General features: G+C 44.9%; 18 protein-coding genes and 1 pseudogene. 6 read left to right on the top strand and 13 right to left on the bottom strand.

Features of this window, described 5'->3' with window-relative positions; genetic code table 11:
- Positions 1-434 precede the first annotated feature (434 nt).
- Both L4C34_RS08055 and L4C34_RS08050 read left to right on the top strand, forming a co-directional pair.
- A complete protein-coding gene (locus tag L4C34_RS08055) occupies positions 435-650 on the top strand; it encodes a MerR family transcriptional regulator (protein ID WP_428788827.1) in 216 nt (71 codons plus the stop codon).
- The gene (locus tag L4C34_RS08050) at positions 625-855 is read left to right on the top strand and encodes a GDCCVxC domain-containing (seleno)protein (protein ID WP_428788826.1); all 231 of its coding nucleotides are present in this window, start codon (positions 625-627) and stop codon (positions 853-855) included. Before L4C34_RS08055 ends, L4C34_RS08050 begins: the two co-directional genes overlap by 26 nt.
- A gap of 188 nt (positions 856-1,043) precedes the next feature.
- Here L4C34_RS08050 and L4C34_RS08045 read toward each other — a convergent pair whose 3' ends face one another.
- Complete coding sequence (locus L4C34_RS08045) at positions 1,044-2,402, bottom strand: aminotransferase-like domain-containing protein (RefSeq protein WP_428788825.1); 1,359 nt, start codon at positions 2,400-2,402, stop codon at positions 1,044-1,046.
- A 157-nt stretch (positions 2,403-2,559) separates the two neighbouring features.
- On the opposite strand from L4C34_RS08045, the gene L4C34_RS08040 reads away from it, so the two are divergent.
- Both L4C34_RS08040 and L4C34_RS08035 read left to right on the top strand, forming a co-directional pair.
- A complete protein-coding gene (locus L4C34_RS08040) occupies positions 2,560-3,168 on the top strand; it encodes a LysE family translocator (RefSeq protein ID WP_428788824.1) in 609 nt (202 codons plus the stop codon).
- A gap of 97 nt (positions 3,169-3,265) precedes the next feature.
- Complete coding sequence (locus tag L4C34_RS08035) at positions 3,266-3,532, top strand: hypothetical protein (RefSeq protein WP_428788823.1); 267 nt, start codon at positions 3,266-3,268, stop codon at positions 3,530-3,532.
- Between the two features lie 188 nt (positions 3,533-3,720).
- Here L4C34_RS08035 and L4C34_RS08030 read toward each other — a convergent pair.
- The 12 genes and pseudogenes from L4C34_RS08030 to L4C34_RS07975 all read right to left on the bottom strand — a co-directional run bounded on the left by L4C34_RS08030 (position 3,721) and on the right by L4C34_RS07975 (position 14,121).
- A pseudogene (locus L4C34_RS08030) lies at positions 3,721-4,567 on the bottom strand (MBL fold metallo-hydrolase).
- Positions 4,568-4,782: 215 nt separating this feature from the next.
- Positions 4,783-5,439, bottom strand: a complete 657-nt coding sequence (locus tag L4C34_RS08025) for a substrate-binding periplasmic protein (RefSeq protein WP_428788822.1) — start codon at positions 5,437-5,439, stop codon at positions 4,783-4,785.
- 247 nt (positions 5,440-5,686) lie between these two features.
- A complete protein-coding gene (locus L4C34_RS08020) occupies positions 5,687-5,974 on the bottom strand; it encodes a hypothetical protein (RefSeq protein ID WP_428788821.1) in 288 nt (95 codons plus the stop codon).
- A complete protein-coding gene (locus L4C34_RS08015) occupies positions 5,958-6,098 on the bottom strand; it encodes a hypothetical protein (protein WP_428788820.1) in 141 nt (46 codons plus the stop codon). Before L4C34_RS08015 ends, L4C34_RS08020 begins: the two co-directional genes overlap by 17 nt.
- Positions 6,099-6,411: 313 nt before the next feature.
- Complete coding sequence (gene csdA, locus L4C34_RS08010; protein ID WP_428788819.1) at positions 6,412-7,623, bottom strand: cysteine desulfurase CsdA; 1,212 nt, start codon at positions 7,621-7,623, stop codon at positions 6,412-6,414.
- The gene (locus L4C34_RS08005; RefSeq protein ID WP_428788818.1) at positions 7,620-8,222 is read right to left on the bottom strand and encodes a DJ-1 family glyoxalase III; all 603 of its coding nucleotides are present in this window, start codon (positions 8,220-8,222) and stop codon (positions 7,620-7,622) included. Before L4C34_RS08005 ends, csdA begins: the two co-directional genes overlap by 4 nt.
- A 5-nt stretch (positions 8,223-8,227) precedes the next feature.
- Entirely contained in the window at positions 8,228-9,118 is an 891-nt protein-coding gene (panE, locus tag L4C34_RS08000; RefSeq protein WP_428788817.1) for a 2-dehydropantoate 2-reductase, read from the bottom strand.
- A 115-nt stretch (positions 9,119-9,233) separates the two neighbouring features.
- On the bottom strand, positions 9,234-10,022 hold the full coding sequence (locus tag L4C34_RS07995; RefSeq protein ID WP_428788816.1) for a nucleoside-specific channel-forming Tsx family protein: 789 nt from the start codon (positions 10,020-10,022) through the stop codon (positions 9,234-9,236).
- A 350-nt stretch (positions 10,023-10,372) separates the two neighbouring features.
- Positions 10,373-11,761 (bottom strand): AmpG family muropeptide MFS transporter, encoded by a 1,389-nt coding sequence (locus L4C34_RS07990; RefSeq protein WP_428788815.1) that lies wholly within the window; start codon positions 11,759-11,761, stop codon positions 10,373-10,375.
- 61 nt (positions 11,762-11,822) lie between these two features.
- The gene (locus tag L4C34_RS07985; protein ID WP_428788814.1) at positions 11,823-12,374 is read right to left on the bottom strand and encodes a peptidylprolyl isomerase; all 552 of its coding nucleotides are present in this window, start codon (positions 12,372-12,374) and stop codon (positions 11,823-11,825) included.
- On the bottom strand, positions 12,374-12,943 hold the full coding sequence (locus L4C34_RS07980) for a YajG family lipoprotein (RefSeq protein WP_428788813.1): 570 nt from the start codon (positions 12,941-12,943) through the stop codon (positions 12,374-12,376). The genes L4C34_RS07985 and L4C34_RS07980 overlap by 1 nt, the downstream gene beginning before the upstream one ends.
- A 47-nt stretch (positions 12,944-12,990) precedes the next feature.
- The gene (locus tag L4C34_RS07975) at positions 12,991-14,121 is read right to left on the bottom strand and encodes a methyltransferase (RefSeq protein ID WP_428788812.1); all 1,131 of its coding nucleotides are present in this window, start codon (positions 14,119-14,121) and stop codon (positions 12,991-12,993) included.
- Positions 14,122-14,434: 313 nt separating this feature from the next.
- Between L4C34_RS07975 and L4C34_RS07970 the strand changes: the two genes are divergently transcribed.
- Both L4C34_RS07970 and L4C34_RS07965 read left to right on the top strand, forming a co-directional pair.
- Positions 14,435-14,752 carry a BolA family protein gene (locus L4C34_RS07970; protein ID WP_428788811.1) on the top strand — a complete coding sequence of 106 codons (318 nt, stop codon included), beginning with the start codon at positions 14,435-14,437 and terminating at the stop codon, positions 14,750-14,752.
- A 418-nt stretch (positions 14,753-15,170) separates the two neighbouring features.
- Entirely contained in the window at positions 15,171-16,517 is a 1,347-nt protein-coding gene (locus L4C34_RS07965) for a Na(+)-translocating NADH-quinone reductase subunit A (RefSeq protein WP_428788810.1), read from the top strand.
- The last annotated feature ends 6 nt before the right edge of the window (positions 16,518-16,523 follow it).

Here is a 16,523-nt window from a genome sequence, read left to right as displayed (position 1 = left end):
TTTCACGTGAACTTATTATGAGAATTTTGTAAATAGTTACAGTGAGTGCGATCATTTAACCCCGTGGATTAAAACGCACTTATGAATTTTATGGTTTTTATTCTTCAGCCGGTGAGGGGGACAATGGACGATCCTAGACGGTGACAAGTGTACGAATGAGCTATTCAGCAATATCCCCGTCTCTTTTCATGAAAAAAGCGCCCAATTTTTTTGTGAGCAGCATCATAGCGTGGCGTTTGAGGTAGTCTGTAAGACAATGGGCCTGCAAGGTTTGATCGATTTTATTCTCTTTTTTGGACAGAAATGAGTTAGAGTGAGTGGGCTAATTATCGAGCCTATCCTGAATAAAAGTGTCTTATCTGCCGTCTCGCTCTATTACTTTCTAATATCTATAGTGCCTTGTTATGTAGTAAGAAAGTGTTTTTGGGATTGTTATGATATTTACAAGAAGGAAACTGGCTGATGCCGAAGGGGTTAATGCAGAAACTATCCGTTTTTACGCAAGGGCGGAGTTACTCACCCAGTCTCATAAACCGATTGAAGGCTTTCGCCAGTATTCTTCGGAAACGTTACTGAGATTATCAGAAGCAGGCTACCCCTCCATAGCTAAGAAGGGAAAAAGCAATGAACAACATTATTTTAAAGTCTGAAATAACTTGTCCAATTTGTGGAAGTAAAAAAGTCGAAATGATGCCAACCAACGCTTGTCAGTGGTTTTATGAATGTGAAACGTGTCATAAGCTTCTAAAACCAAAACCGGGTGACTGCTGTGTATATTGTTCCTATGGCACTGTCCCTTGCCCTCCAATGCAGGAGAATCCATCAGAGAAGGGGAAAGGTTGTTGCCAATCTTGACGATATCGTTAGATTGAAGAGATCCTATTGGAACGAGGCGTGAATGTAGGCCCTGCTACTGTCACTGGTGGGTTATCAAATAATCCAATAACATTACGGACGACTCTCTCAGCGGTATTCAATTTCTTCCCATTGCCCCAATATACTGATATTTTTACTTTTTATCTTTTGTTCAGCATGACACTACTCTAAGTAAGCCGCGATATACAGTCTTTCATTATATCCAAAGCAGATTGTAATTGCGGACGGCTTAAAGGGCTTACCAGAGAGACTCTGATCGCAGCTGGCGCTTCATACCGCCCCACGGCAAACATCTCTGCTGGTTTCACTCTGACTCCGTTTTCCAGCAACGACTGAGCAAACTGATATCCCGTTAATGGTTCAGGAAGAGGTAGCCACACGTTGTAACCAAGTACATCTATTTCAACCTTTGGAAAAGCGGTTTTCCAGATCCTATGACGAGCACTGAGCTCCATAGAGATTTCTTCGTCCACAGCTTGCATTGATCCATCAGCCAACCAACGACAAACCAGATCGACCATTAAAGGGCTGATATTCATACAACTGGCTCTCAATGCTCGTTGAAGGGAGTCTTTAAGTGATAATGGCAGAATCATGAAACCTACCCGTAGACCTCCGGCAAAGTATTTGGAGAAGCTACTTACATAAATGGTGATATCAGGAGCAATTGCGACCAACGGGGACTTACGACTACTTGGCGGACAATAAAGTACATCATCTTCAATAATCAGTACTTTATATCGACGACATATCTCTATGATTTCCAGTCTTCTACTGTCGGTCAATTGAGCGCCTGTTGGGTTTTGAACTGCCGGAGTCAAATAGAGCAACTTTGGACGATGTCTCTTGCATGCCAAAGCTAAATCTTCTGGGTCTAAACCATATTGATCAACTTTTACCGGTACCAACTTTCGTTCAGATTGCTGACATGCATGAATAAACTCTGGATAACATAATCCTTCAGAAATAATGGTGTCTTTTGGGCGGGTTAGAGCATGTATAATCGTCGATAACCCGTGCTGACCTCCATAGGTCCATAACAAACGTTGGGCATCTATATCGATGTTGAATTTACCCATAAGCCATCGTTGAAGAGTCTGATTGTGACCGCGAATTCCATCAGCTGAGTAGTACCCTAATACCGCTGTTTGTGCGATAGGTTCATGGGACAACTCTTCCAGTGCGTTAGCTAATAGCTTAGGTTGTGAACACAGCAAAGGTCGACATAATGCCAGATCAATACCCTCATGCTTGGATTCTGGGTGATAAAATCGATTTTGCTCTGTTTTTAAGTCTCTAACGTATGTACCACTTCCCACTTTTGGCTCCGTCAAGCCTCGATGCTCTAGCTCTTTATACGCTCTGGTTACAGTACCGACAGTCACACTAAGCCGATAGGACAAAATACGCTGCGGCGGAAGCTTAGTGCTTGCCTTAAGCTCACCACTTTCGATTACTTCAGAAAATGCGTCAGCCAACGCTATAAATATAGGCCCAGATCGCCCTGATATATCTGGAATGAACATTGTCTCTCTCTGTGGGGGTACAATTTAACATTGTATACAGGATAGATAATGCTTCATCCGAATGAAACTAAAGAATTGTCATGGTGACGCATAAACAATAGGTATGAACAACTTTTCTCATTTACCCTGAGTTATGCAATTCTCTAAGAGTAAGAAAATGACCATATTATGGAGCGTTATACCAGCGATGTCTTTGTTCGCACTTGTCGCAACTATTACACCAGGACCTAACAACTTTTTGCTTGCCAGTTCAGGAGCACAGTTTGGGGTCATGAAATCATGCCGACATATCATTGGTATTCGTATTGGTATAATTGGGTTATTGTTGCTCTGCGCCTGTGGTGTCGGTGTTGCTCTTCAATCTAATCCTAATTGGTATCAAACACTAAAGCTTTTTGGTTTGTCGTATATGCTCTGGTTAATGATAAAGCTGTTATGCACTAACCCATTTTCAGGAAAAGCAACCAAGAACAAACCACTTAATATCACCCAAGCAACATTTTTTCAGCTTGGTAATATCAAAGCTTGGATGAGCTCTATCGCTTTAGTTACTAGCTATAGCCTTCCTTCTCACTATTGGTTTTCGGTAGTTTTAATCCTATGTATATTTACCGTAGTTGGCTTATTCTCCAACCTATTCTGGGTTTGTGTCGGAAAGAAGCTCAGTGTTTATTTAAATACACCACTAAAACAGCGCTCTTTTAACCTTAGCCTTGCTGCGATGGTCTTAGTTTCTATTCTACCAATATTAGACACTGTGTTATGAATTTAGATAACGACAAATATGGCCACAACGGACCTTTTTAATGTGTGATAAGCGGTGTAATGTTCGCACCACCCTGATAATTTGATGGAGATAGAAAATGAACAGCAGTTGGGCTAACTTCTTTCCGTACTTTGCTGGAGCGTTTAAACTTATTGTATTAGGCGTTGGAGCTTACTTTTCCATTAAATGGCATTTTGATGAAGAGAGGAGGGTTAGGGAAGCAGAAGGCGCGGTATTTGATAGACCAAGCTTCATGAAAAAGTTGGCAATGATGCTATTCCTTTTAGTCCTTCTAGTCCTTCTGACCTTTCTACTGATCTATGCGACTAACTGGTTGCTTGATCTGCTTCAGCTAGGCTGGTGATCTGCTCCAGCCTGAGCAGTCCACTTTTAGTCGGCCAAACTTAGCTCAACTTGTACTCACGACTTTGTAGGGCTAAATGAAATTGGGGCAAATTTGTGTTGAAGCTCGTGGACAATATCATGTTCGGAAAAATGCCTCCTCTTTAACGGCCACTGCCCCAGATAAATTTTCCAGTTGGTGATATAACCCTATATGGTCAGGCTTCGACCTGTTGGAAAGTACTCAAGTCGATCACCAAGTACGTTCTTAAGTATTCCGTATGCCTTTTTCCCCGTGCAGTGGCCTGTATATAATTTATCCACGGGGTAGCTGAGCAATGTTTCTCCAATGGCTTCAATATCTTTTTTACTACCTCCTATGCTATTAAATAAAGGAAGGCCTACCAAATGAAAACCACCCACAACAGCTTTGATCCTAGAACCTGGGAACAACTGGACTGTTGTCTCTAGCATGTTAAGTACACCGTTGTGGGCACATCCGGTAAAGATGACTATGCCATCATCCTCTTTCACTATAAGTAGTAATTCATGCTTAAAGGTATCAGCGTGATAGCCTGTATCACTTTGAGTAAAAAGATATTTGTTTCCTTTAGGGAGGGGGGTACTGATTGCTTAACTCTGTAACAATAAAAATATCAGGGTATATTTCGGTTAAAGTGTCGACAAAAACGAATCTCTGTAGGGACTGGTTCAGTACACTTTTATTGAAACCTACGTTGTTCCTGAAGCCGAAAGCCTTAAAAACGTATTCAATATCTTCACAATCCCGAATAAACACTGGAGCGTCAGAGTTGAGAGAAAGGAAGTGAGTAACACCATTGCAATGATCATGATGGTGATGTGAAATCACGGCAGCATCGATAGATTTCATGTCGATGTTTAGTCGTTTGGCATTGTCACAAAACGCCTGACTATTACCAGTATCAAAGAGTATTTGTTTACCCATTGTTTCTGCGTGGAACGATAAACCTCTCTCTACTTTGAGATCAGGTCGACTATCTAGCCGTGTATTTTCAATTAAAGCTGTCAGCTGCATCATTTCCCTCTGCAATTGGTCTCTTTGTAAATATTGGGTAGAGTAGACAATTCCGGCTGATTATCCGCGATAAGTATGAGCGGTTCTATGAACCAAGCTCCAATGTTGATGAAGGTAAGCTGGATGCATTACTTTTATGAGGGTAAACCTTCGTTAATACCACACAGCGATTTAGTGCGGCCAGGCAGCTATGGGGCAAAAAAAGTCAATGTTGTTCAATATTTTGAAACAGAGTGTCTTTGCCTAAATTCGGTAAGCGTCCCATCTTGCTGCATGTCTCTAAGCATTTGATCTATTTGTTCTACGTGTGGGAACAGTTGCCCTTTCTTTGACACACCAACCAATACGTCGATTGGCTTTTCTAAGCTCCCATACCGGGTGACTTCAGATGCTTCTCCCAGTATCTCAAAAGAAAAATTAGGCATAATAATAAAGTCAACTCGCCCTTTTTCTAAGATAGCCAGCAGTTGTTGATCAGTATTAACGCGCACCGATTTTGTAGTTCCACTTTCTAGTGCCTTATCGAGAGCTGGGCTGTAACGTATCCCTCGTCTTAAGCCGATGTTTTTCCCGTAAAAACTATCTACCCCAGAGAAGTCTAAGGACGGGGCGTTTCTTCCATAAACAGAGATTTCAAATCGACTAATTATAGGAGTAGATAAGTAACGGATAAAAGGAGTTCTTTCCTCGATGTACTGAATCGGTGATGTGATATCGCTCTGACCTCTCTCCATGTTTAAGATGATGCGTTTAAAAGGTAATCCGCTTACCGTGATCTGGGAGTTTAGTCGGCGAGCAATTTCATTCATAACATCAACAGCTAAACCAGATAATGCACCATCTTCTTTGTCACGATAACATAGTGATACCATACCTTCTGCGCAACTTGCGTTTATAGTTATACCTTTGACAGGTAAACATACAAAGCAGGTGCATATCAGCCCAATCGTTATGAACTTCATAAGTGGTTAAATTCAGCCTTAGTAGTTATTCAATCGATTATAGTTCAGTCCTATAGTGTTTTGACTTAAGCAGTATGGTTCGCTCGTTAATGGACTGATTTTAGCCAACCAATGTGCATAGCTTCTTACAACAAATAGACCCGCTTCGGGGAAGAAGTTACTTGATTTTTCTGGTTTGAGATTTTTCGAGCGTATCTAGGCAGGCTTGATAAGCCTCTTTATAATCGAAATGAAAATGCAAGTTGCTCGCATTATGTACTTCGCTATCAAAAGCAAATTGTTGTAATTTTATGGAAAACACAAAGGCAACATAGATGCAGTTGTGTTCAAGCATCCAATTTATTATATCATTGGCGGTGCTCCAAGCATCTAGCGATGTTATTTCCCACTGGCGACAATCTTGCAATATTACCCACGGCAAGTTATCACTACCTTGCGATGACAAAACGTTTCCTTTCATTGAACCAGGCTTGAGCAGCCTCTTTATTGGTTGCCCCTTGCACTTCGGTAATAAGAAATCGGTTCTCGAAACTCATCGTCCAGAGTCCATGAATATTACGCTGCGTCATCGTTCGTTACCCAGTCGTGGTAAATGCTTCAATTTAGTATAGACCGTGTGTATTAACCACTTAGGAAATGCTGACTGTTTGGACTCAAAATAAGGCTAAAAATGTCCATGGCTCTCTTCACACTCCAAACATCAACATCAAATATACTGGACGAGTTTCAAATTAGTTTTATGAGGGTAAAGAAGCCTTAATGCAACGTGGCCAGCTGAGAGAGCTGGCTTGCTTAGGGGCAAATATTAGTTTCAACCCTGACGCTACTTTTCAATACACAAAGTTCTTAGCTGTGATTGTCTTCCCTAACAATCAACCACCATCACAAAATATCCATGGCCTTATGGAGCGCTGCTACCAATCGTTTCACATCTTCCATTGTGTTATAAATTCCAAACGAGACTCGAACAGTACCTTTCACTTTGAAGGCTTCCATCAGCGGGTGGGCGCAATGGTGGCCGGAGCGGACGGCGATGCCTTGTTGGTCGAGTAGGGTGGCGATGTCTTGGTGATGTACGCCATCAATCACGAACGAAATAATGCTGGACTTTGGCTGGAAGCCAAGGATTTTCAGATCTTCGATTTGGCTGAGCTCAGTAAACGTTTTGGCTTGCAACTGGTGGATGTGGGCTTCCACATCGGCTAATGGGAAGGTTTGATACCAATTAATCGCGGTGGCTAGGGCGATGGCACCTGCCACGTTGGGTGTGCCTGCTTCAAACTTGGCCGGCACGCCAGAGAAGGTGGTGCCAGAGAAGGATACTTTCTCCACCATTTTTCCGCCGCCGTGCCACGGAGGCATGGCATCGAGCAGGGCATACTTGCCATATAACGCGCCGATGCCTGCGGGAGCGTAGAGCTTGTGGCCAGAAAACACGTAGAAGTCGGCATCGAGTTCTTGCACATTGGTGGCTTGGTGCACGATGCCTTGCGCGCCATCGACGACCACAATCGCGCCGACTTGGTGCGCAGCTTCGATGCAAGGTTTGAGATCGAACCGGCAGCCGGTCACGTTGGTAATTTGCGCTAAAGCGACGATTTTACAGCGCTCAGATAATAGAGGGTTTAGCTCGTTGATCGAGACTTGGCCGTCGTTGTTCATCGGGATTTTTACCACGATCGCGCCGGTTTGCTCAGCGACAATTTGCCATGGCACTATGTTGGCGTGGTGCTCCATCTCACTCACTAAAATTTCATCGCCCGGCTGCAATGTGCTGCGTGCGTAGGTTTGTGCGATGAGATTAAGCGCTTCGGTGGCGCCGCGCGTCCAGATAATTTCGTCGCTGCTTTTCGCGCTGATAAATTCGGCGACCGTATTACGCGCTGCTTCAAATTGTTGGGTGGCGTTAGCGGTGAGCGAGTGACTGCCACGGTGCACATTGGCATTTTGCGCTTGGTAATATTGGCTGATGGCATCAATCACCACTTGTGGCTTTTGTGTGGTGGCAGCGCTGTCAAGATACACTAGTGGCTCGCCATTCACATTTTGTTGTAAAGCGGGGAACTGCTGTCTTATTGCATCTACGTTAATCATTGTGGTTCACCCAAGATGTTGTAATGTAGATTTGGTAGGGGAACCATCGGCTCTGCAACGCTCCATGCGTGGGCTTTCCCCGAAAGTTTAATGATGATTTCCATAGCGAATTCGAGCGCGCTGCCCGGCCCTTGGCTGGTGAGCAGATTGTGGTCAATATCATAGGTGACACGTTTGGCGCGCAACTTGTCGCTAGCGATAGTGTGTTGCAAACTCGGGTGACAAGTCATCAGTGCTTTTGGGTAGAGGTTATGGTGTTGCAGCACGAGAGCGGGCGCGGCGCAAATCGCAGCGACAAGCTTGCCATCGTATTGTTGCTGCTTGACGATTTCCAGCAGCACTGGGCTGTCGCGAAACATTTCGGCTCCTTGCAAGCCGCCCGAAAGTATCACGGCATCAAATTCATCATCGGCGACATCGACCAATAAGCAATCGGCGGTGAGAATCACGCCGCGTGAGGCCGTCATGGTGAGCTTGCCATCGAAATCGGCACTGGCCACGACCACGTCATAGCCTGCTCTGACCATCATATCGATGACGGTGACCGCTTCCATTTCTTCCGTGCCCGGAGCGATAGGCACTAATATTTTCTTTGTCATTATGATTACTTAGTTTGAATTACAGGCTCTTGCTGTTTGATTGCTTGATATAAGCGCTGATTCACTGGAGTGGCGATTCCATGGTGTTGTGCGCGTTTTAACAGATAGCCAGTAATAAAATCGATTTCTGTTTTTCGAGTGTAGAAGACATCTTGTTGCATTGATGAAAAATTGTTGGCGGTGGCTGTGATCACTTGCTGCACTGTGTGAGTAAGCGAGGTGAGGTCGGCATTCAGGCCTTCAGCTTGCATTACGGCCACGGCTTCTTTGACAACGGCGCTAATATCGGCTTGGTAGCGAGCCTTGCCAAGCTGGCCATTTTTGCAGTTCCCTAGAGCCGTTAGCGGGTTAATCGCACAGTTTACAGTGAGCTTTTGCCATAGGGCTTGCTCGATATCGTCAAACCATTCGCATTCTGGCAGTGCATGATTAAACACATCGCAGATAAATGTGCAGCGCTTGCCAAGTTCGTTGTAGCCACCGATTTGCGTGCGACCTTGGCCTGTGTGCAACACTCGTTGCGGCGAAGGGCGATAAGCGCCATGGCTAGTAGTGGCGAGCAATACGGGCAAGTGCTTCACTTGTGGCAAGATTGAATCGACTGCACCCATGCCGTTGTGCATCAGCATCAGCATGCAATTGGGATCGATGTATTTGATGACTGGGGCGATCGCCTGTTCGATTTGCCAAGCTTTAACGGTGACTAGAATAAGATCGGCGCGGCGAGTAGAGTCTAGATCGTTATGCTGAAAACCAAGTGCAGGACTGTCATTTAACTGAAGTGAAATATGGTGGGCTTGTTGGCGGCTCCAAAGGGATACCTGATGGCCTGCGTGCTGCAAAGAGGTCGCCCACAGTGAGCCAATTGCCCCCGGACCAATAACCACAATATTCATCGATTCACCTCATCGTATTTTTGACGCCAAGAATAATGAGGATAAAGGTAAATTCCAACAAAAAATGGTGCCTAAGGCACCATTTTTTAGTATATCGAGTTGAGCAGGGTTCTGATTAGAACTTGTAGCTCACGTCGATGTAGTTAGTCACGCCAGATGTGCGGAATCCTGGGGTATCTTTAATACCAAATACATCTTTGTATAGTTTCATGCCGTAGCCGATTGCGTAGCGGTCTGAGTGCCAGTATAGGCCGTTAAACATTGCACCGCCTTTGCTCTCAGTTGTATATTCAGACTTCATACCGAATTGGTAATCGATGTAACCTTGGTATGATAGGAAAGTGCCGTTCGCAAAAGTGTAGAACGGTTTGAACCAGTTAGTCGAAATTTGGTAGCCATTCCAGTCTTTCACATTTGAATCGTAAGTTTTGTAAAGGTTTAAGCCCATTTTGCCCAACCAAGGCGCCATGACGTCAGAACCTAGACCGATTTTTTGTGTGTTAGGCGTTGCGTCAGTACCGCCTCCCCATTCCATCAATGAAGCAATGTAAAGCTCTTTAACAGGGCCAAAAGATAGGTCTTTCCCAGTCAGCGCATCTAGAGATAGACGAGGCGCAAACTTCATGAACATTTTGTCTTGATCTGCTTTGTCGCTGCTTGGGTTGCTAAGCAGGTTGAATACGTCAACGTATCCGTATAGGTCGAACAAGCCAGAGCGGCCACCGAATTCCATTTCACCGTAATCGTGGCTGTTGTTACCAGGCTTTTCGTTGAACGCACCCATTAGGTTAAATTGCATCCATTTGAAGTCGTTTTTATGGATGTTACCGTCTGAGTAATCAGCAGCAAAAGCAGGTGCAGAAAGTGCAGCCAGTAAGCTAACAGCAAGAAGTGATTTACGCATAGTGTGGAATTCTCTCAGTCAAATCTATTAAGGGCGCCAATACGTGCGCTCTTCGTCATTCGTTCGCGCTGCATGATAACGATATTTCCGACAATTTAAAGGGTGTAATTGCGTAATATTACAGATAATTGGTGATGTAGATCACATTAATAATATTATCAATGGAACTTTTAGCGTAGTGAGCTATTGAGCGATGCAATCGTTTGCCATTTTGCTGCAGAAAATGGCGCTAGGGAAATAGCAAACGTTTAGCTGGGGTTTTGAGTGGCGGAATATATGCGGTGGCAAAATGAAGAAAAGCGGCCAATATGGCCGCTTCGTTATCGTTGTCGTATTGTTGGATAAATACTTTAAGAATTGCTGCTTTCTAAGTCGTTCTCTTGTTCTTCTTTTTGCTTAGATCTTTGCAAAATGGCCGCGAAGTAGTGTCTGAGAGAATACAGCATGATCAAACTTGGAATGACCATCACGGCTGTTAGCACAAAGAACGTTGACCAATTATTGAGGTAATCGGCCAATGCGCCGCTAAATGAGGCGAGGGTGGTACGGCCCAAGTTACCCAACGACGCGAGCAAGGCGTATTGGGTGGCTGAGAAAGCTTGCCCAGTGAGTAGCGTTAAGAACGACACAAAAGCGATGGTGGCAAATGCGCTGGTGAAGTTGTCGACGATGATCGTTGCCAAGAACACATGGACATCAGGGCCAACGTGCGCGATCCACGAGAACATGAGGTTACTGGCCGACATGGCAATACCGCCGATCATCAGCCCTTTGATGATGCCGAAACGAACATTGATCATGCTGCCAATGATCGTGAAGACCACGGTTGCGCCCCAGCCGATGAGCTTGGAGTATTCGCCAATTTGTTCGTTGGTGAAGCCGACATCTTTATAAAACGGAATAGACATTCTGCCCAAGAAGGCTTCGCCAATTTTAAATAGGAATACAAACAAGAGTAAGGTGATGGCTACACGGGTTCCATTGCGGTTGAAAAAGTCTCGAAAAGGTTCAACCAAGGTAACCGTTAGCCATGCCAGTGACGTGGAACCCACGACTTTAGAGTGTTCTTTCTCAGCTTGCTTTTGTAGTTCATCACGGTGGGTTACAGGTTCAGTGGTGAATAAGGTAAACAGCATCAGAATGACCACCACGCCCGCCATGCCATAGTAAACGCCATTCCAACCAATGCTATCGGCGTTGCTAAAGGCAAGGTAGCCGGGTAGCGAATAGCCAGTCCACCAGCCAATGACAGCCATGGCTGAAGCTTGTGGAAGTTTGCTTGATTCAGATTTAGGGAAAGTATCGATGCGAAACGCATCGATGGCCACATCTTGGGTAGCTGAGGCTGTCGCAATGCCTAACGCAAGCATTGAGGTCACCATTAAATCGTGCGCTGGATCGGTACCTGCGATGAAAATGGTCAGCACTAGCACAATGAATTGGCACAGTAAAATCCAGCTGCGTCGCTGGCCAAGTAAGTTGTACAGCACTGGTAGTTTGACGCGGTCGACTAAAGGCGCCCAGAGAAAGTTGATCGCATAAACAACAAATACGCTGCCAAAATACCCGATATCAGTGCGGGTTAACCCTGAGTCTTTTAACCACCCCGACATGTTCGAGCCGATGAGGACCCAAGGAAAGCCGCTTGAGCAGCCCAACATGAACACCCAAAGTAGTCGTTTGTCGAGATAGGAGCGCAGCGTTTCCTTCCAAGAAAAAGGCGTGGAGTCGATAGACATAACAGATCCTAATGAGAAAAGATGCTCCGAGCAGAGGCGCTCGGAGCAGGGGGTGAGCTAGTTAGCTGTTTTTAATGACCTTGATGTTGGTAATGACGATAGGTTTAACCGGTACATCTCGCATCTGACCCAGAGAATGGGTTGGCTCTTTTGCCATTTCTTCTACGACGTTAAAGCCTTTGACTACTTTTCCGAACACAGCATAGCCAGTTTGGCCGCCAGTCTGGTTGAGGAAGTCGTTGTCTGATAAGTTGATGAAGAACTGGCGTGTGGCTGAATCAGGATTGCTGGTACGTGCCATCGCGATGGTGGCAGTGTCATTTTTCAATCCATTACTCGCTTCATTCTCGATGGGTGCATAGCTCTTGAGACGGTTCATTTGTTGATCAAACCCGCCTCCCTGCGCCATAAATCCGGGAATGATACGGTGGAAAATACTGCCGACATAGCTACCATCTTTCACGTATCTGAGAAAGTTGTGCGTTGTGATCGGCGCTTTTTCCGAATTTAGCGCCACGGTGAAGGCGCCAATATTGGTTTCAATTAACACTTTTGGCCCTGCAAACACCATGCAGCTAAACAAAGCCAGTGAAGCAATAATTGCTCGCATCATTAAAAATTATCCTTCATGTAAGTTTGAAGTTCTTTGTCGTGAGCAATTTCCTTGAGCACATGGTCCACTAAATCATTCAACACGAGCTGAATGTTTTTGTTGGAAGCACTAAGTAGGCCAGTTTTCTTCGACACACCATGGTAGGTTTTCACTAGTTTACCTTGTGCAGTGCGCGCCGTTACCACTATTGTCACATCGCCTTCAATGGTGTTTTTCATCACTGAGTGTTTCACGTTGACTAGCAATTGTTGGATGTCTAGTTCAACGGAGTTCGGGCTGTTGACCGAAAGCTGGTAGCCTTGTGATTTGAATTGCTCAGACAGAGCATTTTCTAGGGCGATACGAACATTTTGTCTTGAGTGCAGTGGCTCGATGTTAGATCGGCCGCTGTCGACTAAGGCAATATATTGCGCAGAACGTACGTCTTTGCTGGTTAGATTAAATGCTTTTCCATGCACCATCTGATTTTGGCTGTGTACAGCCGTTGGGGTGAAATTAATTTGTTCTGGTTGTGGAGATGAACACGCACTTAGCAATGCGATCGATACTAAAATGACCAGTTTTCTCATGGTTTTTTCCCTTACTTTCCCTGAGGTGACATGGATATAATAATGAATTATTTAGTTGCTTGTAAAATAACAAATTTATTGTTGGTCGCCAGTGTCTCTACATTTTCTTCGCCAAACAACCTTTCCAGTTTTTCATCGTAACTGAGGTGGCGGTTGCCGATAACAATTAATTGTCCGCCTGTATTCAGAACTCGCTGTGCATCACAGAACATTTGCCACGCAATATGATCGGTGATGGCTAACCCTTGATGGAAAGGAGGGTTACACAATACTAAGTAACTGCTGTCTTGCTTAAAGCCATCAAGGCAGTTATTGGCAATACACTGAATATTGCGATCAGGCCCTAGGTTATCGATCAAGTTTTGTTTGGCTGAATCGAGCGCCATAAAGCTCTCATCCACACACGTAATACGCGCTTGCGGGTTGAGCTGACCAGCTTTTACTGCCAGGACGCCATTGCCGGAACCAAGATCGATGATATGGCGAAGCTCTGGATCTTCGGGGATGTGCTCTAGCATAAAGCGAGCGCCTAAATCGAGTGACTCGCCTGAGTAAACATTGGGTAAATTTTTCAGATGGATAGACTCACCATCTACTTTCCATTCTGTGTTGGGCTCGACTTGAGTCTGTAAGGTATTGTCGGGTGTCGAGAACACTAGGCGGTGTTTTTTCTTGGCCAGTGATGTTGTGGTTGGCCCTAGGTGTTTTTCAAACAGGTTCAGTGTTGAGGTGTGGATCTCTTTGACTTTGTTGACGCCGATGACAGGAACGTTGTCACTAAGTTGGCTACGCAGTTGATGCAGTTGCCAAGTCAGTAGGCGGTTGTTTTTTGGTAATTTAAACAAAACCAGATCGATGTCTTGTGGCAATTCATCCATCGCGGTTAAAAATTCAATACGATTACACTCGTTGCGTTGCAGATTTTTCAGTGTTGCTCTGTGCGAGATAAACGAATCGCTCATCATGGTTACGCGATGATCTTGTGAGAACCAGCACGACAGCGCGCCGAAGTTGTCGTTTAAAACTAGAATATGCTTACCCGTATCCAGCTGCTGCTCCGCCACATGTTGGATGATATATTCATCGCCTGCATCCCATGCTTGCAAGGTTTCATTAGCACGCTTTGGGAAGCGTTGCAGGGTAAGTTCTCTATCTAATAAGTTCAGTTCTAGTTTCATGATATTCATACGGCGTTGATGTTGGGCCTTATTCTCGCAAATGCTTACACAACAATATACCAAAACCTTTCGTGCATTCTTTTAGCTAGGTAAAATCGCCACAGCACCTGATTAATTCCGTACAATAGCGTGCAAATTTATCGCGGCTGTTTGTCGGTCGCTGCAAATTATCCGTTGTGACAGACTGATTTTTGGTGTGCTGCTGAAAAACAGTATAAGCCGCGATTGTCGATTGCGGGAAACTGTTCACGCGAAAACGCAGATTGGCACTCCTTGCTCAATAAGGACCAACCTTGCTCAATAAGGACCAACCATGATCAAAGATACGATAGAAACAAAATTAACCGACGCGTTTGCCCCACAGCATTTGCAAGTGATCAACGAAAGTTACATGCACAATGTACCTGAAGGTTCAGAAAGCCACTTTAAAGTCGTCGTAGTGAGTGCTGAGTTTGAAGGCCAGCGTTTGATTGCTCGTCATCGCGCGGTCAATCAAGTCTTGGCGGTAGAGTTGGCGGAGCATATCCATGCTTTATCCATTAATACTTATACGGCCCAAGAGTGGCAACAGCAAAATCAGCTAGTACCTGAAAGTCCAGCCTGTATGGGTGGGGAGAAAAAACACTCTTAATTTGTATGTAATTGTTGCGTGTTGGTTAAATTGGAGTCAGTTCATCAACTTGCTGTTCGTTTGCTGTGCTATGCTAGTTGAGTCAGAGGGCGTGGGGAACGACATTGCGATGCGGATTTTGTATTGCAAAATGTAACGAATTTACTGACTGTGCGGCGGTTCAAAGATATGATCTTTCACCGTATTCTATTATTCAATTCAAACCAAATTGAGCAATCATTCAATTGTTATCGTGGCGTCAAGTTTGTAAAAAATGCTAGACTACCGCCCCTATTTAAACTCGCCGAAAGATGTGGCGTTTTTTGATACGGGATGTTGCATTTTTGGTGTAAAACTAGCCAAGAATAGTGCACTGATGTCGTGCCTACTAGTGACGCAATGATAACAACCTTTTTCCGATAAATTAGTGCAAGTGCGTATGATTACAATAAAAAAGGGATTGGACCTTCCAATAGCAGGAGTTCCTTCTAAGGCAATCGACGACGGCAAAGCTGTTAAAAGGGTTGCCTTGTTAGGTGAAGAATACGTGGGCATGCGTCCAACAATGCATGTTCGCGTGGGAGATGAAGTAAAAAAAGCACAGATTCTTTTTGAAGATAAGAAGAATCAAGGTGTGAAATTTTCTTCGCCAGCAAGCGGTAAAGTGGTCGAAGTGAACCGTGGTTCGAGACGTGTACTGCAATCCATTGTGATTGAAGTGGCAGATAACGAAGATCAGCAAATCACTTTCGATAAATTCGAATCAAACCAACTTACGTCGCTACAGCGTTCCGTTGTTGTCGACCAATTGGTGAACTCTGGGCTTTGGACAGCATTACGTACTCGTCCATTTAGCAAAGTCCCAGCCATCGACTCATCAAGCAAGGCGATATTTGTAACGGCAACGGATACTAATCCATTGGCCGCCGATCCAGCTTTGGTGATCAATGAGCAAGCTGAAGCATTTACCGCGGGCTTAGATATTTTGTCGGTTCTGACTGATGACACGGTCTACGTGTGTAAAGCGAATCAAAGTATACCAACCAGCTCAAGCGACAAGGTAGAAGAGCATGTCTTTGGTGGGCCGCACCCATCTGGGCTGACGGGCACTCACATGCACTTTTTATATCCAGTCAACGCTGACAATGTCGCGTGGAGCCTGAACTATCAAGATGTGATTGCTTTCGGCAAGCTATTCCTTACTGGTGAACTTTACACCGAGCGAGTTATTTCGTTGGCTGGACCTGTAGTGAATGAACCGCGTTTAATTCGCACGCGAATCGGTGCGGATCTAAATGAGCTCACTGAAAACGAGCTGATGAAGGGTGAAGTCCGTGTCATTTCTGGATCTGTTCTTTCTGGTATCCATGCCTTTGGGCCTTACGCCTATTTAGGGCGATATCACGTTCAGGTATCTGTGCTGCGAGAAGGTCGCGAGAAAGACTTTTTAGGCTGGGCGACGCCGGGCAAAAACAAATTCTCAGTGACACGTGCCTACCTTGGTCATCTGTGTAAAGGGCGTTTATTCAATATGACGACCTCGACTAACGGTAGTGATCGCGCCATGGTGCCAATAGGTAACTACGAAAAAGTCATGCCACTGGATATGGAACCAACATTACTGTTGCGTGATTTATGTGCGGGCGATAGCGATAGCGCTCAACGACTTGGTGCTTTGGAGCTAGATGAAGAAGATCTCGCACTCTGTACCTTTGTATGCCCAGGCAAATACGAATACGGTCAACTGCTTCGTGAATGTCTAGATACGATAGAAAAAGAAGGGTAATGCGAT

Origin of the sequence: Vibrio profundum, assembly GCF_050337555.1 — a bacterium.
Taxonomy (GTDB): Bacteria; Pseudomonadota; Gammaproteobacteria; order Enterobacterales; family Vibrionaceae; genus Vibrio; species Vibrio profundum.
This window is presented reverse-complemented; position numbering and strand designations above follow the sequence as displayed.